The following is a 19,071-nucleotide window of genomic DNA, read 5'->3' on the forward strand; positions in this document are numbered from 1 at the left end:
TTCTGGAATCGCGTTTTGGTGCCGATACAGGAGATTCATCCGTTCTAGACAGCAAACGGCCGAGCGGTTCGATTTCGCTCGGCCGTTATTTCTCTAACCTGACTGACGTTAATTCAGGAAGAAATCGTCGACCTCCTCCCGCGTGTGCAGGATTTCGCCGTCCGGGACATTAAGGCTTGTCGCCAACTCAATAGAGCCGGAGAAAGCCATCGCGAGATTCGGGGAGAAAGCCTTTCCGAGGAGGCTGATGTATGTGCTCATATTCTCACGAAGATCATCGATGCATGCGGCGTATTCGCCATCGAGCTTCTCGTCGAGGGCCTCCAGCTCCTGAGCGTAATGCGCGAGGATCTCCGCCTCTTGTTTGCTGTAGAAGTCTTTTCCTAGCTCGTACATAGTCGTGCCTACGGCGTTGCCGATAAGGGCGCCCAGGATTGGGATCGGGATAATAGTCTGACCCAGGAAGCTTGAGAACGCGCTCACGGACGCATCGAGGCACGCGATTTCGGAGCTTTCTATAAACTCGATCTCCGTAAGCTCGCCGTTACGGAACCTGTGAGCGCAGTCAGCAACACCGAAAGATGCCGTTACCAGTGCGCTTGCGACAGCTGAGGGTGTTGCCGTGTAGTTGTTTAGCCCGTAAACAGCTCCGCCGCGAACCCCGCCCTTGACGAGCCCCATGCCGGAATCTTTGGCAATCTCATCCCAGTCCTCTTGGGTCAAGTCGCCGATACGCTTCCCGTTCCTAAGGTGGCGCTTCACTGAGAGGACGAATGTCATTCCTGCCTCCAGAACGGCGCCAGCCGCCGCAGCCTTCGCACCCTCTTTGGGCGTAGGCTTGTGATCCTCGTAGATGCCCTTCTTTATTCGTTCGCTCTCGTCCGCTAGCTTGCTCTTCTCCTCGGCCATCTTGTCGGCGATAACGTTCTTCTGGACCTCCGAGTACTCGAATTTAGAGGCTTCCAGATCATCGATGCTGAACCCGCTTGAGTCGAAGAACTCATGAATGCTCTTCCAAGTTGAGTAGGATGGACCGCCATCCGAGGACACCAACTTGGCTGCTTCCTCCTTGGGCATCTCGTACAGGAAGCGCACTGCCTCGAGATGGTCCTTCGGGATTTGGTAGACGCCGTTTTTGTCGAGGAAATCGGGATACTTTCTCAAATGGGCGGCCACTGCGTCCAGGGAAAACTTGCCGCCGGCGTTCACGAACTTGACCTGTATGGGGACGCCGTTGCGCACAAGGTCGGCGGGTCCGTTGTCGTTCACCCATTCCATTACCGGTTTATCGCCGCGGACGAGGCTCTGCGCATTCTCTAATCCGCATTCGGCCACCTCGGCGATGAAGCCATGGACGCCCTTGCCGCCGCCCCTGTTGGCAACGACGAGGTTCTCGATCTTCTCGAGCGCCCAGTTCATGGACCCCATTGCGGAATCGAGGTTTTTATTTTGCCGGTTGAGCCCCTCGATAAGGTCATCGATTCTCAACTGGTTGATCAATCCGACCCATGCGGCTATGGCCTGCTCCTGGGAGCTCTTGAGTACCTTCTCTGCGTTCATGGCTATTCACCGTCCCGGGCGGCCACCCTCTCGACGATGAGGCTGCCCAGGGACTTTGCGTTGTTTACCAAGGCACCCAGGGCCAGTTTCTCGTCGTCGGAGATGGAAAGGTAGTCGGCGCCGTACATGCGGCATGAGGACATAAAGGACCCGGACAGCTCTTCTCGAAGGGTATTGGTCTTTATCTTAAGTGCCCCGATTGCTGCGGACGTCTCCCTGAGAGCCTCGTTGTTCCGCTTCACCGACAGGAGCTCTTCGTGCTTTTCCCTGGCAATCTCGTGCTGCTTTTTCACAAAGAGAGCGATGGAGGTCAGCAACGTGGCGCCTGCGACGCCCCATCCGATGGGGCCCGCCATTGCCAGGAAAGCGCTGCCGCCGGCCATTCCGCCGCCTCCGGCGGCCAATGCGCCTCCGCCGAGCCAGGCCATCGCCGCATTTGTCGCGGCAGCGCCCGATAGCGTAGAGATCGCGGCGCCCGTGGAGGCGGTACCGAAAGTTGTGGCAACCCACATGGCGGCGGATGGGGCGATGCTGGCAACGGCCATACCTGCCGCGACGCCGGCGCCAGCGCTGGCTGCCGATTTCCGTGCCGAGTCCAGCTCTTCGCGGGCGAAGGACCCCGACTCTTTGAAGCTTCGCTTTTTGTGTGACACCTCTTCGATATCTTCCACGAACGACTTCGGCGTGTTCGCAATCGAGTTCACCAGGTCGGTAACGAGATCCAGCAGGTCGATGCTCCTCAGCCTAGACTGGTAGAGCTCGATCCCTCCCGATTTCAGATCGGTATAGGTTTGGTTGTATTCGATGACGGCGAGCTCGTACTCATCCGGTTCTTTCGCCCTTGCATTCTCGACGCCTTGCCTGACCCCATCGGCGATTTCCCCCGCTTTACCTGCGACGGCGGCGACAGCGCCTTGGGCACCGGCCGCTGCCACGCTTGCAGCGTTTGCGGCTCCTTCAGCCACATCTCCAAGCATTTTCGCCATATGTTCCGGAGCTAGCCTTTGAGATTGGGGCGATCCGTCAACGTTTCGCTCATCGGCAAACTCAGTGTTGTATTTGAAGCTCTTCGGCTCCGGGACGTCCTTGATCGCATCCCCAATGCTCTGAACAGCGCCCTTTGCCTTGCCTGCAATGTCCCCGATAGCCTGCCCCGTCTGCTCGACGGCGCTTTGAGCGGCATTCGATGCCTGTTCGGCAACGCTTGCGATTCCTTTTCCTGCAGCGGCTGCAGCTTTCTGTACCTCTTTTATTGGGTCGGAGCCGTTATCGAACAAGCCCATCGTCCCGCCTTTCTCCACTCGTAATCCATGGTGATTATCCCACAATGGATAGGGTTCTGAGCAGCTTTCTGACCGCAAGTCATTCTAAATTCGGAATGACTGACCGTTGTCGCGTCCGGCGTAAAAACTGCTGCGAAGGTCCTATTGAAAAAGGGCTAAGTATTTATCTTCCGCATTGATTGCATCGACGAAAATAGTGCGAGCGGAGAGCCGGGGAATGAGTAGCGTACAAGCTGACCTAGGGAGAGTGGACTAATATTTGCAAGTGCTCTGCTCGATGAAATTTACGATGCTAGAATTTGGGTATTGCAATAGTATGAAAGGAAATACATTGAGTAATTCACCCCATTTTCAGCCTGATGAACAAGCTCAGGAACCGGACGAATCCCAAACTAGGCTTGCCTCCGGTGCTAACTCTGGTCCTGCGAACAGCTCTTTTTCTCCGTTTCCGGGGGCTCCGCAGGGATCAGCGCCAGCTAGGGGAATGAATCCTCCACTTCCGCCCGCTCCACCAGCAGGAATGAATCCTCAATTTCCGCAGGGAAATTATCAGCAACCGATTCCGCCCGCTGGGTATCCGCCTTACCCGCCACAAGGGGTAGCCGGAATGCCACAGCCTCTTCCTCCGTCAGCTTCGGCACCCCAGGGAGAAATGGTGAGGTATCCGCAGGCGGGCTATCCGTCCGCAACCCCGGCCGGGGTCCAGTCACCTTACGCAGCCAACTTTCCCGGTTATCCGCAGCCCCGGAAATCCTCTAACGATTTTGTCCTCGCGTTAAAAGCTATTTGGCCTACTTTTGTGGGACTGCACAAATCTGAAGGCCAAGTCCGGGTAAAAGCCAACTTCCAGTTGAAACACTGGTGGTGGGTAATGATGCTGCTATTTTCCCTGCTCGCGGGACTTAGCTCTTCGGTGTTATTAGCCCGTAGCGCCGATATTTTTTCTTTTGGATTGCTAGGTTCCTCGGGGTATGGAACTTATAGCATCCTATATTTTGGGTATTGGTTGCTTTGCTTTGTGGTGTTTACCCTCGTGGCATTCGCGGTAGTAATTCTGCGGGCGGCCTTAGCATTTGCAGCAGCCCGCAACAAGCCCACTGCAATTTCATTTACCCAGGTAGCTTCGATAGTGGCAACGGGTCTGGTGATGCCCTCCTTCGCGTTGGCATTAATGTTTTTGATTTCCCTGCTACCGATCCCAGTTTTGACTTTCGTATTAATAGCGGTCCTACAGGTGCTGCTATCGGCCTCCTTCCTGATTATGGAGCTGTTGATTTTCGGAAGCTTAAAAGAGCTATATCCGCAAGATAAAAGTCCGGAGATGCGGCACGCCGTTTTCTTTACTATCTGGGCGCTATGTGCCTCCCTAGTAATTGGGATGTTGGCGGCTCCTACCGGGACTTATGCCGTCAAAGAGAGCGCAAAGGCTGCCGTGGAGGACAGTATCCAAAATCAGGTCGATGACCTACAGGAGCTAAAGCGGCTTTTCGATAACTAAACTCGCTAGTTTTCCAGTAATTATCAGATACCCTCACCTACCCGGATAGCGTAATGCTAGCGCCTAGTTGTATTCGGAATAATTGGTGATTTCAAATCCTTGTATCGACATTTCCGATACTAATTCCGGGCTTCCTGACCCGGTAATGGGATCAGATCCGTAGATATTCACCCTGCCGGGGCTAACTATTTTCACTACTCCGTCTTGCATAGCTGGTCCGATTACCGACAAATAGGGGTGATCGGGGTCGTCGGGATCGAAAATCGCTAGGGCGAACTCGGTTGTTTCATAGTCGTTTAAAACCAGCAGCGCGTCCAAGTAGCCATCAGCATTAACGTCCCCATATCCCACTGCATAAGATTTTGTTGGATCCGGTTTGAAGCTTGCAGAATCGAAAAGATCGCTAATTTGTTGGTCCGCTAGTTTTATCGCGTCGAGCTCGGTCTCTGGATGCTGGGGCGAGAAACGAAACTTTTCCACCGAGGACCCGTTTTTCATAGTTGCCCAACATGCACTCGTTCCTTCAGGCATTTTATTGGCAACCGGAGTTCTATCCGATTTTTGCCAGAAGTTTTCGTTCGGACACTTTTGGTCGCTAAAGAAGGGGAGGTAGGCGTTGGCGAAGTCGATGTTTTTGATGGCGTCTTTGGCTACTTGAGGTTCGCTTGGTTGGGTATCGACTTTACTTAGCTGTTTCTCGGGAGCCGCTTGTGCCTGGGAGCTGCCGTCAAGTGCCATTACCTCCAGTTCCGTCTGTTCGTCCTCTTCGTCATCTTCTGCATTTTCGGGTTCCGGATTCTCGGCATCCTCGTCCACATCTTGGTTAGCATCCAGGGAGGAATCACCAACAACACTGGTGGTATAAACTGCTTTGCCATTGCAGGTTACGGAGGCAGGTTTTTTCAGGTTTTGCACCCACAATAGTTTGCTGGTTTTGGGGCTGTAAGCCACGATCTGCGTAGCATTAGTCGCTGAAGGGCTGGCGCCGACTACCAGATGCGCGTTGATAAATATTTCTTCTTTGAACTGGTATTTCTTATTCGTATTGGCTTTTATTATTTCCTTAGTAGCGCATACAATTTTTCCGCCCTTTATCTGGTAGGGGTATTTTAGAGAGTTATCGCATTTTGGCAGCGTAATAGGCCTTCCGCTTTTGGCTCCGGTTTTAGGATCAAGCATTTGGGCGGTGCCGGTTCCGTCCTTAAAAGGTTGCAGTAAAATCAGCTTGCCTTTTTCGGGTGAGTAAAGCGTATAGGCTAAGCCGGGTTCGCCCTTGGTCTCTAGTTGAACTTTTGCCGGTTTTTCCCAAGCTGGTTTTACCCCCACCGCTAGAGAATCATCGCGACTAAGCACCTTGTAAAGTACTGTGCCCAAGGCACACAGCGCGACCACTAATACCACGCATAAAACTATGATCGGCACCCGATAGGATTTATTGTTTTTTATCGGCTTTCCTCCCGGCTGAGGTACGGATGCCCCAGGAGCTGGCTGTTCCGGGTAATTAGGAGGCACCTGCTGTGCAGCGGGATAGGACGGCGGTAGCTGCCTACCCGGGATATTAGTTGCAATCGGCTGTCCCGGATAGTTGCCAGCAGGTTGCCCCGGGTAAACCGGAGTGACTGGTGGGTTTGCCGGGGGATAGGCTCCCGGGGATACAGGCGCTCCGGCAGGATATTGCGGATAAGTTTGCGCATTACCTGAACCTTGCGGGGAGGGAGAATAGGACGCGCCTTTATTTCCTGACATCCCCTTAGGGGCACCCGCCCGCTGAGGAGCTAACCCGGAATCAGGAGTTCGAGTAGGCTCAGAAGATCCGTCATTTGCACCTTTATCCGGGGAAAACTTCGACATAACCCCACTCTAACAAGCTCCAGCGTTCCTTAACTTGAAATCTGAACAGTTAACTAAAAGGCGCTAATCTTGCGACAGCAATCCTTGTTTAGCTGAATCGGTACAGCATTGGTGAACTAGCTAAAACTGCTAAGCAAACCGCGCCAATAATCAATCGCTTAGCCAGCAAATATCTCGAGGAAATCTCCGATACTACCCGGCATTAGGATAGGAAGATATAAAGTCGGTTACTTCGTGTCCTTTAATCGTTGTTTGTGTTTGGATTTTATCCATTTTGCCCGATGAAGGGTTTGGTTCAAAGACGGTTATCGTTCCCGGAGGTGTTAGCTCAATTCGAGCGCCTTGTTGTGTACCCCCTATTACTGTCATATAGGGGTGTTCGGGGTCTTCCGGATCAAAAAGTGCCAAGATAAAACTCGCTGCTTCGCCATCATAGGCTACTACGAGGGCATCTAAGTAACCATCGTTGTTTACATCGGCGTATCCGACTCCATAAGGCTTGTTATCATCGCCAATAAAACTATTTTCTGAGTCGAAAAGCTCTCCAATTTCATTGCGGGGCGTCAGCTTAACGTCGCTGCTCAATTCTCCTAAATCGAAGGGGTCACTCTTTTCACTCGATTCTCCGTTTTGCATAGTTGCCCAACAGTGGCTAGTTTCGTCAGGCATCTTATTGATTATTGGAGTACGGTCAGATTCTTGCCAGATATTCTCCTCGAAGCAGCCGTAACTGACCATGGGTAGGTAGGCGTTGGCGAAGTCGATGTTTTTGATGGCGTCTTTGGCTACCTGGGGTTTGGTTTCCTTTGGCTTGCTTTTTTGGGGTTGCCCGAGTTGTTTATCGGGGGATTTTTGTGCCTGGGAGCTGCCGGTATAAACCATGACATCTAGCTTCTGTTTGCCAGTGGTGTTTGAGTTTGCAGAGGTGCTGGTGGTGTAGATTCCTTTGCCGTTACAGGTAACGGAGGAGGGCTTTTTCAGGTTTTGTACCCAAAGGAGTTTTGAGGTTTTGGGGTTGTAGGCCACGATTTGCCGAGCGTTAGTGGCCGAAGGGCTGGCACCTACTATTAACCGTTTATCGGCATAGATTCGTTCCTTGAAATGGTATTTTTTATTCGAGTTGGCTCTAAAGTTTTCTTTGGTGGCGCAAACAATTTTCTCATTCTTTATCTGGTAGGGGTATTTAAGAGAGCTTACGCATTTAGGAAGGACGATAGGGGATCCGGTTTTGGCTCCGGTTTTAGGGTCGAGCATTTGGGCGATGCCACTTCCATCTTTTGATGGCTGTATCAAGATTAGTTTGTCTTTGCCAGACCAATAGAGGGTGTAGGCCAAGGCGGGTTCACCTTCGGGTTCTAATTCGACTGTTGCCGCGTTGTCCCACGCTGGTTTTACCCCTACCGCTAGAGAGTCTTCGCCGGTGAATACTTTGAACAAAGTTATTCCCAGGACGCACAGTGCGAGTACTAAGATCACGCAGAGAGTAACTATCAAACCTCGCCGCGACTTACCCTTCCCGCTAGGAACCGGCTGCCCCGGATAAACAGGAGGCACGGTTTTTCCCGGAATGTTAGGAGGCATCGGTTGCGATACAGGGTAAGCAGGAGGCACCGGCCCAGATCCTCCTGGCATCGGTTGTCCCGGATAGGCAGGAGGAATCGGCGGAGTTACCGGCGGATAGGCGCCCGGGGCTGCGGGTGTCGCGGTGGGGTATTGCGGGTAGGTTTGCGTATAAACCGTGTCTTGCGGATTAGGTGAATAAGGCGCGTTTTCCCCTCCAGGCATAACCCCCGGGGCTGCTGGTTCCGCAGAGACAGGGCTGGTTTCCGGCAAACCCACAGTATTAGCAGCAATAGTGTCCGGGGAGGGCTCAGAATCAGGTGAAAAACGAGAATCGCCAGACCCGTCCGGCTCAGAACTGGAACTATTTACTTCTTCGTCAGGGGAAAAATTCGACATATTCCCACTCTAACAAGCCCCGGCCGTCCTCAAGTGAAAATTTGAACAGTTAAACGAACGCACTAATCTCCTTGAATCAATCCCTCTTTAGCTCAATCTGTATAACCTCTGGAAACAGGTAAAACTTCTAAACAAGCCGCGCTAATAGTCTCTTAAACCCAGTAAATATTCCGAGCAAATTCAGGACAAATTTGGCATTAATTCACACTAGGAATTGTGAGTGACACCAGTAAAATCATGCCCTTCGATCTCGTAGGTGGTATGGATGGCATCTGAAGAACCGCCTTTACTGTAGAAGCCAAGTTTTCCAGGAGCCACAATTTTTGCTACATCTGGAGCTTGCATCCCGTGGAAGGTTGAGAGGTAGGGGTGCTCGGGGTCTTCGGGATCAAACAGAGCCAAGCTAAACGCTTCCGCTTCGGTGATGGTAGTTAAAAACATGGCGTCTAGGTAGCCGTCACCGTTAACGTCTGCGTATACGGCGTCATAGGTCTTGCTGGTATCCGCTGTAAAAGACGTCGAATCAAAGAAATTAAAAGGCTCGCCCCCGTTTATGAGTCCTACTATCGGTTCTTGCACACCATCTGGCCAGGGGGCATGAGTCTCGACAGATTTTCCGTTTTGCATTTTGACCCAGCAGTGGCTAGTTTCGCCTGGCATTTTCCTAGATATGGGAGTCTCATCGGATTCTTCCCAAAAGTTTTCATCCATGCATTCCTGCAGACTAAATGCGGGTAGGTAGGTGTTGGCGAAGTCGATGTTTTTGATGGCGTCTTTAGCTACCTGGGGTTTGGTTTCTTTTGGTTTGCTTTCTTGGGGTTGTCCGAGTTGTTTTTCGGGGGATTTTTGTGCCTGGGAGCTGCCGGTATAAACCATGAGCTTTAGCTTCTGTTTGTTAGCGGTACTGGATTGCTTCGGTGCGAAGGTGGTGTAGATTCCTTTACCATTACAGGTGACGGTGGCAGGCTGCTTCAGGTTTTGTACCCACAGGAGCTTTGAGGTTTTGGGGTTGTAGGCCACGATCTGCCGAGCGTTAGCGGCCGAGGGGCTGGCACCTACTATTAGGCGTTTATCGGTATAGATTCGTTCCTTGAAATGGTATTTCTTATTCGAGTTAGCTCTAAAGTTTTCTTTGGTGGCGCAAACAATTTTCTCATTCTTTATCTGGTAGGGATATTTAAGAGAGCTTACACATTTAGGAAGGACGATAGGGAATCCGGTTTTAGCTCCGGTCTTAGGATCTAGTAGTTGTCCGATACCACTTCCGTCTTTTGATGGTTGTATCAAGATTAGTTTGTCTTTGCCAGACCAATAGAGGGTGTAGGCCATTCCGGGCTCGCCCTCAGGTTCTAATTCGACTGTTGCCGCGTTATCCCACGCTGGTTTTACCCCCACCGCTAAAGAGTCCTCACCTGTGAATACTTTGAACAAAGTTATTCCCAGGATGCACAGTGCGAGTACTAAGATTACGCAGAGAGTAACTATCAAACCCCGCCGCGATTTACCTTTCCCACCAGCAGATGGCCGCCCTGGAAAAGTAGGAGGTACCGGTTGCGATACAGGATAAGCAGGAGGCACCGGCCCAGATCCCCCTGGCATCGGCTGCCCCGGATAGTTAGCAGGCGCCGGCTGTCCCGGATAAACCGGAGGAACCTGCGGAGTTACCGGCGGATAGGCGCCCGGGGCTACGGGTGTCGCGGTGGGGTATTGCGGGTAGGTTTGCGCATAAACCGTGTCTTGCGGATTAGGTGAATAAGGCGCGTTTTCCCCTCCAGGCATAACCCCCGGGGCTGCTGGTTCCGCAGAGACAGGGCTTGTTTCCGGCAAACCCACAGTATTAGCAGCAATAGTGTCCGGGGAGGGCTCAGAATCAGGTGAAAAACCAGAATCGCCAGACCCGGCCGGCTCAGAACTGGAACTATTTACATCTTCATCAGGGGAAAACTTCGACATATTCCCACTCTAACAAGCGCGGTACATAGCAAAACGAAAAACTTAAAAAATCAGACCAGGGTGACTGAAGAACCTATTGATATTTCAAGAATAAATAAATCCGGTTTCAACGCTGGTAGCGATATTTTCAGCGAAGTGCTGCGACCTGCTATCACCCTGGCTAGCATGGAAGAGGACAATCTGAACGGCGACCAACGAAAGGAAAATACTCATGACAGTTCATGACAATGGACCGGAGCCCTATAGCTTCGATCTGGAAACCGAAACCAAAGAAAACACCAACTATCGCACCACCGCCTGGACCGGGAAATACCTGCAGGTAACCCTGATGTCTATTCCGGTAGGCGAATCCATCGGGTTGGAAGTCCACCCTGATAACGACCAATTCCTGCGCCTGGACGCTGGGAAAGGCAAGGTGGTAATGGGAGATGCGGAAGATAATCTCACCTTCGAACAAGAGGTCTCTGACGGCTGGGCAGTAATGGTACCCGCCGGGAAATGGCATGACATTATCAATGTCGGGGATGAGCCGATGAAGGTTTATGCAATCTATTCTCCCTCCCACCACGCGAAGGGAATTGTACAAGCGACTTTCGCGGAGGCTGAAAAGGACGAGGAATCCGGTAAGGATGTACCTCCCGAATGGACCGTACAGCTGGGTAAATAGTTTACCGATGCTGAGGATGCTCTAGTAACAACCGTGGATCTGGCGGTTATTAGGGCGAACCTTCGGTAGCAGATGAAGGTGGCGCGGCTCCCAAATTTTAAGGGGCCGCGCCACTCTTGCTATCAGATGTTTTTGAAAATGCTGTTTAAGGTTCTATTTTTTCGAGCGCGGCATCGAGACGGGTAAGTTTCGCGGTCATTTCCCCACTACGACCTGGTCGGATATCGGCTTTAAGAATCAGAGCTACTCGTGGCGCAAAGCGGGAAACCGCTTCACAAGCGTCCTTAACTACCTGCATACACTCATCCCATTCACCTTCGATAGTGGTAAACATAGGATCGGTGCGGTTAGGCAGTCCCGAATCTCGAATCACCTTGACTGCGGCAGCGACTGCGTCACGAACTCCACCCTCAGCGTCGGAGGTGGAAGGCGTAATAGAAAATGCAACTAACATGCTTTTACTTTAGCTCGCCGGGTACCCGAAAGGATTAGCAAAAGTACTACAAAAATAACTATTGACTAAAGTTGTGAATCTAAAGGGCTCAGTTTTGAAAGATCAGAGTCTTTTCCCTCGGCAGTGGGAGCCGCAGTAAACGTGACGAATAATGCTCGCCATTCCTGTTATCTGATTGGTACGCCGGGCGCTTACCCTGCTAGGCTTAAAGGGTAGTTACTTACTCTTGGCTTTCTCCAAGAAGGCAAGAGCAGGCAGCTAACAGGCTCCTCGGGCGGCTAGTGAAACCAGTGGTCAGGGGGATGCGGTTGGGCAGTGGGTGAGAATTCAGACGACTTCCCGAATCTGCGCGCAAAATTTCATACCAGGCAGCTATTTCATATAAGGGAAGACTTTGAATAAGCGGATTTTCGTAAGGAAAAAGAACGATACTACCCAGTTCAATGTCTATGACATTTTCGGTCTCGACGCGGCTGCATTAGAAAAAGCCAAGTACACGGTGTTTGCCGAGGTTAATCAGGATGTTGTGCTTGATCAGATTGATATCGAAGACTATTACGTCCTCGAATATTTGCCCGGCCAATTTGATCAGCGCGCAGATGCCGCCGAAAAGTGCCTAGAGTTGCAAGGTTATACAGCTACTGTCAAATGCGGATACGGACATACCGGCGAGGTTAAGTTCAACCCCATCGAGATGCGCCTCAAAGACATGACGGTGCTGGAAAACGAGAGCTATGTTCCCAACCGGCAGTTGCCGCCCAGCGTTGAAATCACTGAAGATTACTACGAGCAAGCCTCCTTGGCGATGACCAAGGAGGATTTGCTTTTCATTAAAGAATATTTCGATAGCATCGGGCGTCTGCCCACCGAAACTGAAATCAAAGTAATCGATACCTACTGGTCAGACCATTGTAGGCACACCACTTTTGAAACTGAACTGACAGATGCCACTTTTACCGGCCCCTACGCGGATCGCCTACAGGAAGAATGGGATCAATACCTGGCGGAACGCAACAGCAAAAAACCAATTACCCTGATGGATTTGGCGACCTTGTCTGCCAAACGGGAAAAGGTAAAAAACCAGGAAGTCTCCAACGAGATAAACGCCTGCTCGGTATATGTAACCGTGGGCGGTGAGCGCTATATTCTGCAGTTTAAGAACGAAACTCACAACCATCCCACCGAGATTGAACCCTTTGGTGGCGCCTCCACCTGTATCGGGGGAGCCATCCGGGACCCCTTATCGGGACGTACCTTCGTTTACCAGGCGATGCGTATTTCCGGCAGCGCCGATCCGCGAATAGATGACCCGATAGCAGGTAAACTTTCCAGTAAAGAAATCACTCAGCGGGCAGCCGCCGGATATTCCTCCTATGGTAACCAGATCGGTCTGACCACCAACTATGTGAAGGAACTCTATCATCCGGGTTACCGCGCAAAACGCCTAGAACTTGGGTTTGTAGTGGGGGCTGCTCCCGCAGAAAATATTATTCGCGAAGAGCCTGCTCCCGGCGACTTGATTTTGCTGATTGGAGGACGCACTGGGCGTGACGGGATCGGGGGAGCCACTGGATCTTCCAAAACTCACACTCGAGACTCCTCCCAAACCTGCGGAGCGGAAGTACAAAAAGGTAACCCGATTATTGAACGCAAGATTCAGCGACTGTTCCGTCGGGACGAGGTCGCGAAGCGGATCAAGAAATGTAACGACTTTGGCGCTGGGGGAGTATCGGTTGCCATCGGGGAACTCGCTCCCGGACTGGAAATTGAACTTGACCGAGTGCCGGTCAAATACCAAGGGCTGAACGGTACCGAACTGGCAATCTCGGAATCCCAAGAGCGGATGGCGGTGTGTATAGATCCGGCAGACCTGCAGTTCTTCTATGATGCGTGCGCCAGTGAAGACGTAGAAGTGACCCATGTGGCTACCGTGACTGCCGAGAGGCGCCTGGTGATGCATTATTTGGGAGAAACTATCGTCAACATTTCCCGGGACTTCTTGGACACCAATGGGGTGCGTTCCCACGCTAAATTCACGGCAGCATCTAGCGGGCAGATCACTCCCGAACGCACTGTGACCGGCTCCGAGCTGCAGGAAAAACTGGAAAATAACCTGAGCGACTTAAACATTTGTTCTCAGCGAGGACTAAACGAAATCTTTGATTCCTCCATTGGTGCCACCACTTTGACCCTGCCCTACGGAGGTAAGTTCCAACGCACTCCCTCCCAAGTTAGTGCCCAGCTGGTTTCAGTTGAGGACGGGCAGGCCGATGTAGCCTCGGTAGCGGCCTACGGTTTTGAACCTTCGCTGGCGGAACTGAGCCCTTATCACAGCGCTATCGTCTCGGTAGTGCAATCCATGTCGCGCTTGGCCGCTGCCGGGGTGGATTACCGGGATCTGTATTTCAGTTTCCAAGAATACTTCCCGCGCCTAGGGGATGACCCCGAAAAATGGGGAACTGTGGTGGAAGCCCTTCTCGGAGCAAACCGGGTGCTGCGCCACTTCCATCTAGCCTCCATCGGGGGCAAAGATTCCATGTCTGGCACTTTCGAAGATATGAATGTGCCGCCCACCCTGGTTAGCTTCGCTATCGGGATGCAAGACGCGACTAAGCTTAGAACCCCCGAATTTAAAGCCCGTAATCACCGGCTCTACCTGTTGAAAGCTGAAACAGATGAGCTGGGAGCAGTGGATTTGGAATCCTTCCAAGCAGCCCTAGACAAACTGCAAGAGATTGATCCGCTCTCGACCTATGCCCTCGGGTATGGAGGAATCGCAGAGGCGCTAGCAAAAATGGCTTTCGGGAATCGGATTGGTTTTGAAATCAAAACTGAAGAAGACCTGTTTGCTTCTCGCTATGGCAGTTTCCTGATTGAAACTGACCAGCACCTGGATTTGCCACTGCTGGGATATACCGGCCGCTGGGCAGAAAGTGTCATTAACGGACAGCAGGTAGATTTGGACGCTTTACAGCAGGCCTGGGAACAGCCCCTAGCGGAGATCTTCCCCACCGCCGGTAAGCGTATCAGCCAGAAAAAAGTGACACGAGTGAGCGAAACTTGTTTAACTAAAACCCACCACGCGCCCTATCGAAAGCACACCCCCCAGGTTTTTATTCCTATCTTCCCTGGCACTAACTGTGAATACGATATGACTCGGGCTTTTACCCGCGAGGGCGCGCAGGTAGTAACCGAGGTTTATCGGAGCGCCGCCTCCTATGCTCGCCAAATCGAGCAAGCCGATATTCTGGCACTTCCGGGCGGATTCTCCGTGGGAGATGAACCGGATGGATCTGCAAAGTTCATTGTTTCCGTACTGCGGCAAGTAGAAGTTAAAGAGGCCGTGCATTCGCTGCTGCGTAAAGGGGGCCTAATCCTGGGGATCTGTAACGGGTTCCAGGCGCTGATCAAATCAGGTTTGCTGCCCTACGGGCAGATTCGGGATCTAGAACCCGATTCCCCCACCCTGGCAGCAAACGATAGCGGGCATCACGTCGCTAAAATTGTGCATACCTCGGTATCTTCCGTGGCTTCCCCCTGGATGAGTTCCTTTGACGTGGGAGAAGTTCACCAGATACCGATTTCTCACGGTGAGGGAAGGGTAGTGATGAGCCAGGAGGACTACCACAAGTACCTGGCATCTGGACAGATAGCTACCCAATATCTGGGGGAGAACCCCAATGGATCTTCCTTCGCAATCGAAGGGCTGTTGGCTCATCAGGGACAAATCCTGGGAAAGATGGGCCATTCAGAAAGGAGCGGTAGCGGTTTATACCTCAACTACTGTCCCGAAATAGAACAAAACCTATTTAGAAACGGGGTTAATTATTTCCGATGGATGTAGCAATCATTTTTGGTTCCGCCTCCGATAAAGAAAAAATGGCGGGCGCCGCTAAATGTTTAGACGAGTTCGGATTGGAATATAAAGCGTTTATCGCTTCGGCGCACCGGGTTCCAGAACTATTGGAGCAAATTCTAAAAGAGGCCGTGGACTCGGGGGCAAAAGCCATTATCGCGGGAGCAGGACTAGCGGCACACCTGCCCGGGGTTATCGCTTCTAAAGTCACGATTCCAGTAATCGGAGTACCGCTAGATGCAGCTCTAGGGGGACAAGACGCCCTCTATTCAATCGTGCAGATGCCCAAAGGAATCCCGGTTTCTACGGTAGGGATAAACAATTCCTATAACGCTGCTATGACCGCGGTGCAGATTATTGGCACCAGTAATGAGCAGGTTGCGGAGCAGCTAAAAGAATACCGCGCCAATATGAAGAAAAAGTTTACTGCCGACCCAGTTAGTTTTTAAGAGAAAATTTCAAGTAAAAGAAGGCAAATAATGGAGAAAAAAGAATTCCTGTACGAGGGTAAAGCCAAGAAAATCTATGCCACCGATGACCCCGACAAGGTCATTGTTTACTACAAGGATGATGCCACTGCCGGAAACGGCGAAAAGAAAGGCACCATCAAAGATAAGGGCGTCATCAACAATGAACTAACCAGCTACCTGTTCGAGATGCTGGCTTCTCAGGGAGTGAAAACCCACTTTATCGAGAAGCTAAACGATCGCGAACAGTTGTGCTGGAAACTGGATATTGTTCCTCTAGAGGTGATTACCCGCAACATTATCGCCGGTTCTATGGCCAAACGTCTGGGACTAGAAGAGGGCACTATCCCGAAGAAAATGATCCAAGAGTTCTCCTATAAGGACGACGACTTGGGCGACCCCTTGATTAACTCGGATCACGCGGTTGCCATCGGGGCCGCCACCGAAGAGGAAGTTGCAGAAATCTTGGAGGTCACTGCCAAGATTAACCAGATTCTTTCGGACGCCTTTAAGAAGGAAGGCATCCTCCTGGTTGACTTCAAGATCGAATTTGGACGGGACAAGGACGGGAATCTGCTGCTAGCAGACGAAATTACTCCCGACACTTGCCGGCTGTGGGACGCGGAGACCAAGAAGAAACTGGATAAGGATCGTTTCCGGCGGGATATGGGTGGAATCGAAGAAGCCTATAAAGAAATCCTGCACCGCATTACCAAGAAATAGTTATTAGTGCTGGTTCCTGGGGGCGGAGATAAAGCTTCCGCCCCCAGGAAGAAACCACTACTTAGGGCAAGGGAAACACAGATTATGGTCAGCTATAAAGATGCCGGTGTTGATAAAGAGGCAGGCTACGAGCATGTCCGCCGGTTAAAGGAAATGGTCGCCTCCACTCAAAACGAACAGGTTTTGGGGTCACTGGGATCATTTGCTGCCCTATATGAACTCGGCAAATACCAGCAGCCAGTCTTGGTTTCCGGTACTGACGGGGTAGGCACCAAGCTGAAAATTGCTTTCGCCCTAAAAAAGTACGACACCGTAGGCATCGACCTGGTGGCGATGTGCGTAAACGATGTACTTTGTCACGGGGCAAAGCCGCTGTTTTTCCTGGATTATCTGGCCTGTTCTGAGCTTGATGCCGAGGTATCTTCCCAGCTAGTTTCGGGAGTGGTCACCGGGTGCAAACAGGCGGGTGCGGCCCTAATCGGGGGCGAAACCGCGGAGATGCCCGGTTTTTACCAAAGCGGCGAATACGATATGGCCGGGTTTACCGTGGGAGTGGTAGAAAAGTCCGAGATTATCGATGGCTCGGCGATTAAAGACGGCGATGTAGTGGTAGCCCTACCTTCCTCCGGACTGCATTCAAATGGGTTTTCACTGGTGAGGGCGCTCTTTAAAGAGCCTTTTCCCGAGGAACTGTTGACCCCTACTAAAATCTACGTTCCCGAAATCCTCTCGTTGCTGGACCAAAAAATCGAGATCCACGGGCTGGCCAATATTACCGGGGGCGGGCTAGAAGAAAACGTACCTCGGATTATTCCTGAGGGTCTTTGCGCACGGATCGAAAAAGAAAAAGTTCGGATTCCCGCCATCTTTAAACGCGAAGAATTCTCGGCGGTACCTGAAAGCGAGATGTGGGGAACTTTCAATATGGGAGTGGGATTCACCATGGTGATACCGCCTGCAGAACTACCGAAAGTAACTGCCGCGCTGCCTCAGGCTTACCAAATCGGAGAAGTCCTAACTAAAGATCAATGCGGCTCTTCTGCGGAAACTCGGATATGCCTGCGATAACGGTTTGTTGTTCCGGGTCGGGAACTAATCTACAAGCTCTCATCAATGCCGGATGCCATATTCGGCAGGTGATTTGCAACCGCGAATGCCCCGCCGCAAACCGGGCGCGGGCTGCGAATATTCCCACCTTGATTACCGAATCGATAGCGGTACAAGATATTGATCCCCAAAGTGAACTGATAGTGTTAGCCGGGTATCTAAAGATCCTTTCGCCACAGTTCGTAGCGGCTTTTGAAGGACGAATTATTAATACCCATCCCGCATTGCTACCCCGGTTCGGCGGAAAAGGAATGTATGGGATGCACGTGCATGAAGCAGTATTGGCCTCAAAAGAAAAAGAATCTGGGTGCAGCGTACACCTGGTAACTAACCAAGTGGACGCGGGAAAGATTTTAGCGCAACGAAAAGTTCCGGTACTCCCGGACGATACCGCCAAGTCCTTGCAGCAGCGCGTGATGAGCCAAGAACACCAGTTGCTAGTGGAAATAGTGAAAAACTGGGACAAATACTGCCCGAAAGAGGAGAGGGAAAACTAATGGCAAAAATTTTGATAGTAGGCAACGGGGGACGCGAAAATGCGATTAAGCGTGCCCTCGCCGACCACGAGATTGCCCAAACTACTTCCTCGGATATACAGGAAATTTTGCGCACTGCTCAGGAGTTCGCTGCGGATCTAACTATTGTTGGCTCCGAGGATCTGCTGGTAGCCGGGATTGGGGATTTGTTTTCCCAGGCAGGGATGAAACTATTCGGCCCTGGTAAAGCCGCAGCCCGTCTGGAAGGTTCCAAAGCCTATGCCAAAGACTTTATGCGCAAATACGGGGTGAAAACTGCCCGCTACGAAACCTTCACTGATCCGCAAGCCGCGATTGAGGGGCTTGCTGATTTCAACTTGCCGGTAGTAGTCAAAGCCTCCGGGCTAGCCGCGGGCAAAGGGGTGATTATCTGCCAGACTACCGAGGAAGCGCAGGCTGCCGTCTTAGAAATCATGGTGGATCAGCGCTTCGGCCAGGCCGGAGAAAAAGTAGTGCTGGAAGAATTCCTGGTGGGTAAAGAAGCCTCGATTCTTAGTCTCGCTAATGAAAAGGGAATTTTTCCGCTAGTTTCCGCCAAAGACCACAAGAAAATAGGGGAGGGGGAGACCGGCCCCAATACCGGAGGGATGGGTACTTTTGCCCCCAACCCCTTCTACACGGCGGAGCGAAAAGCACAGTTTGAACGTGACATTTTGGCGCCGACCTTAAAAGGAATTCAAGCTGAAGGTCTAGAGTTTGCCGGATGTATTTTCTTTGGGCTGATGCTGACTGATAACGGCACTTACCTGCTGGAATACAATATGCGTTTTGGGGACCCGGAAACCCAGGTGGTATTGCCCTTAGTGGAGGGCGATTTTTATGAATTGCTTACCGCCTGTATGGAGCGGCGCCTAGATGCTTCCGCCATAAAAATTCGCGACCAGAAAGCCATCTGCCTGGTGCTAGCTTCGGGAGGCTACCCGGGTAGCTATGAAAAAGGCAAAGAGATTACCGGACTAGCAGGCGTGGACTATCTCGAAGCCGGGGTGCGCCACGAAAATGGGAAAGCCTATACCAATGGGGGGCGGGTACTTAACTTAGTGGCTCGCGCCGACACTTTAGAAGCAGCCCGCAAGGTAGTTTATAAAAATGCCCAGAAAGTAGATTTTTCAGGTAAAACCTACCGTAAAGATATCGGCGCGGACGCGATTTAGGGA

The 19,071-nt window shown here is 51.7% G+C and carries 15 protein-coding genes; 9 read left to right on the forward strand and 6 right to left on the reverse strand.

The annotated features are described in order from the left end of the window. Window positions 1–108: 108 nt before the first annotated feature. Together KO216_RS04555 and KO216_RS04560 are read right to left on the reverse strand one after the other, a co-directional pair. A complete protein-coding gene (locus KO216_RS04555) occupies window positions 109–1,560 on the reverse strand; it encodes a hypothetical protein (protein ID WP_215523106.1) in 1,452 nt (483 codons plus the stop codon). Between the two features lie 2 nt (window positions 1,561–1,562). Then, complete coding sequence (locus KO216_RS04560; protein WP_215523107.1) at window positions 1,563–2,843, reverse strand: hypothetical protein; 1,281 nt, start codon at window positions 2,841–2,843, stop codon at window positions 1,563–1,565. A gap of 520 nt (window positions 2,844–3,363) precedes the next feature. Here KO216_RS04560 and KO216_RS04565 point away from each other — a divergent pair. Continuing rightward, window positions 3,364–4,341, forward strand: a complete 978-nt coding sequence (locus KO216_RS04565; RefSeq protein WP_309547350.1) for a hypothetical protein — start codon at window positions 3,364–3,366, stop codon at window positions 4,339–4,341. Window positions 4,342–4,404: 63 nt separating this feature from the next. Here KO216_RS04565 and KO216_RS04570 read toward each other — a convergent pair whose 3' ends face one another. The 3 genes from KO216_RS04570 to KO216_RS04580 all read right to left on the reverse strand — a co-directional run bounded on the left by KO216_RS04570 (window position 4,405) and on the right by KO216_RS04580 (window position 10,104). After that, window positions 4,405–6,192: a hypothetical protein gene (locus KO216_RS04570; RefSeq protein WP_215523109.1), complete on the reverse strand. Its 1,788-nt coding sequence runs from the start codon at window positions 6,190–6,192 to the stop codon at window positions 4,405–4,407. 192 nt (window positions 6,193–6,384) lie between these two features. Beyond that, window positions 6,385–8,151 (reverse strand): FG-GAP repeat domain-containing protein, encoded by a 1,767-nt coding sequence (locus KO216_RS04575; protein ID WP_215523110.1) that lies wholly within the window; start codon window positions 8,149–8,151, stop codon window positions 6,385–6,387. Window positions 8,152–8,358: 207 nt separating this feature from the next. Then, window positions 8,359–10,104: a hypothetical protein gene (locus KO216_RS04580; RefSeq protein WP_215523111.1), complete on the reverse strand. Its 1,746-nt coding sequence runs from the start codon at window positions 10,102–10,104 to the stop codon at window positions 8,359–8,361. A gap of 60 nt (window positions 10,105–10,164) precedes the next feature. On the opposite strand from KO216_RS04580, the gene KO216_RS04585 reads away from it, so the two are divergent. Both KO216_RS04585 and KO216_RS04590 read left to right on the forward strand, forming a co-directional pair. Beyond that, window positions 10,165–10,329, forward strand: coding sequence for a hypothetical protein (locus tag KO216_RS04585; RefSeq protein ID WP_215523112.1), 165 nt, complete (start codon window positions 10,165–10,167; stop codon window positions 10,327–10,329). Next, complete coding sequence (locus tag KO216_RS04590) at window positions 10,316–10,771, forward strand: cupin domain-containing protein (RefSeq protein WP_215523113.1); 456 nt, start codon at window positions 10,316–10,318, stop codon at window positions 10,769–10,771. Before KO216_RS04585 ends, KO216_RS04590 begins: the two co-directional genes overlap by 14 nt. A gap of 145 nt (window positions 10,772–10,916) precedes the next feature. Here the strand turns inward: KO216_RS04590 and KO216_RS04595 are convergent, their stop codons facing one another. Next, complete coding sequence (locus KO216_RS04595; protein WP_215523114.1) at window positions 10,917–11,225, reverse strand: thiamine-binding protein; 309 nt, start codon at window positions 11,223–11,225, stop codon at window positions 10,917–10,919. 394 nt (window positions 11,226–11,619) lie between these two features. Here KO216_RS04595 and KO216_RS04600 point away from each other — a divergent pair, with 394 nt between their 5' ends. The 6 genes from KO216_RS04600 to purD all read left to right on the forward strand — a co-directional run bounded on the left by KO216_RS04600 (window position 11,620) and on the right by purD (window position 19,068). After that, a complete protein-coding gene (locus tag KO216_RS04600) occupies window positions 11,620–15,069 on the forward strand; it encodes a phosphoribosylformylglycinamidine synthase (protein WP_215523115.1) in 3,450 nt (1,149 codons plus the stop codon). Next, the gene (purE, locus tag KO216_RS04605; RefSeq protein ID WP_215523116.1) at window positions 15,060–15,530 is read left to right on the forward strand and encodes a 5-(carboxyamino)imidazole ribonucleotide mutase; all 471 of its coding nucleotides are present in this window, start codon (window positions 15,060–15,062) and stop codon (window positions 15,528–15,530) included. The genes KO216_RS04600 and purE overlap by 10 nt, the downstream gene beginning before the upstream one ends. Before the next feature lie 30 nt (window positions 15,531–15,560). Next, a complete protein-coding gene (gene purC, locus KO216_RS04610) occupies window positions 15,561–16,271 on the forward strand; it encodes a phosphoribosylaminoimidazolesuccinocarboxamide synthase (protein WP_215523117.1) in 711 nt (236 codons plus the stop codon). 84 nt (window positions 16,272–16,355) lie between these two features. After that, window positions 16,356–17,339 carry a phosphoribosylformylglycinamidine cyclo-ligase gene (gene purM, locus KO216_RS04615; protein ID WP_215523118.1) on the forward strand — a complete coding sequence of 328 codons (984 nt, stop codon included), beginning with the start codon at window positions 16,356–16,358 and terminating at the stop codon, window positions 17,337–17,339. Continuing rightward, window positions 17,327–17,875, forward strand: a complete 549-nt coding sequence (purN, locus tag KO216_RS04620; RefSeq protein ID WP_215523119.1) for a phosphoribosylglycinamide formyltransferase — start codon at window positions 17,327–17,329, stop codon at window positions 17,873–17,875. Before purM ends, purN begins: the two co-directional genes overlap by 13 nt. Beyond that, on the forward strand, window positions 17,875–19,068 hold the full coding sequence (gene purD / locus KO216_RS04625) for a phosphoribosylamine--glycine ligase (protein ID WP_215523120.1): 1,194 nt from the start codon (window positions 17,875–17,877) through the stop codon (window positions 19,066–19,068). The genes purN and purD overlap by 1 nt, the downstream gene beginning before the upstream one ends. Window positions 19,069–19,071: the final 3 nt, after the last annotated feature.

Source organism: Varibaculum prostatecancerukia (genome assembly GCF_943169825.2).
GTDB classification, from domain to species: Bacteria; Actinomycetota; Actinomycetes; order Actinomycetales; family Actinomycetaceae; genus Varibaculum; species Varibaculum prostatecancerukia.

Coding starts and splice junctions, on each gene's coding strand:
- purC (WP_215523117.1), top strand. CDS start 15,561: ATGGAGAAAAAAGAATTCCTGTACGAGGGTAAAGCCAAGAAAATCTAT.
- KO216_RS04575 (WP_215523110.1), bottom strand. CDS start 8,151: ATGTCGAATTTTTCCCCTGACGAAGAAGTAAATAGTTCCAGTTCTGAG.
- purE (WP_215523116.1), top strand. CDS start 15,060: ATGGATGTAGCAATCATTTTTGGTTCCGCCTCCGATAAAGAAAAAATG.
- KO216_RS04555 (WP_215523106.1), bottom strand. CDS start 1,560: ATGAACGCAGAGAAGGTACTCAAGAGCTCCCAGGAGCAGGCCATAGCC.
- purM (WP_215523118.1), top strand. CDS start 16,356: ATGGTCAGCTATAAAGATGCCGGTGTTGATAAAGAGGCAGGCTACGAG.
- KO216_RS04565 (WP_309547350.1), top strand. CDS start 3,364: ATGAATCCTCAATTTCCGCAGGGAAATTATCAGCAACCGATTCCGCCC.
- KO216_RS04580 (WP_215523111.1), bottom strand. CDS start 10,104: ATGTCGAAGTTTTCCCCTGATGAAGATGTAAATAGTTCCAGTTCTGAG.
- KO216_RS04590 (WP_215523113.1), top strand. CDS start 10,316: ATGACAGTTCATGACAATGGACCGGAGCCCTATAGCTTCGATCTGGAA.
- purN (WP_215523119.1), top strand. CDS start 17,327: ATGCCTGCGATAACGGTTTGTTGTTCCGGGTCGGGAACTAATCTACAA.
- purD (WP_215523120.1), top strand. CDS start 17,875: ATGGCAAAAATTTTGATAGTAGGCAACGGGGGACGCGAAAATGCGATT.
- KO216_RS04570 (WP_215523109.1), bottom strand. CDS start 6,192: ATGTCGAAGTTTTCCCCGGATAAAGGTGCAAATGACGGATCTTCTGAG.
- KO216_RS04595 (WP_215523114.1), bottom strand. CDS start 11,225: ATGTTAGTTGCATTTTCTATTACGCCTTCCACCTCCGACGCTGAGGGT.
- KO216_RS04560 (WP_215523107.1), bottom strand. CDS start 2,843: ATGGGCTTGTTCGATAACGGCTCCGACCCAATAAAAGAGGTACAGAAA.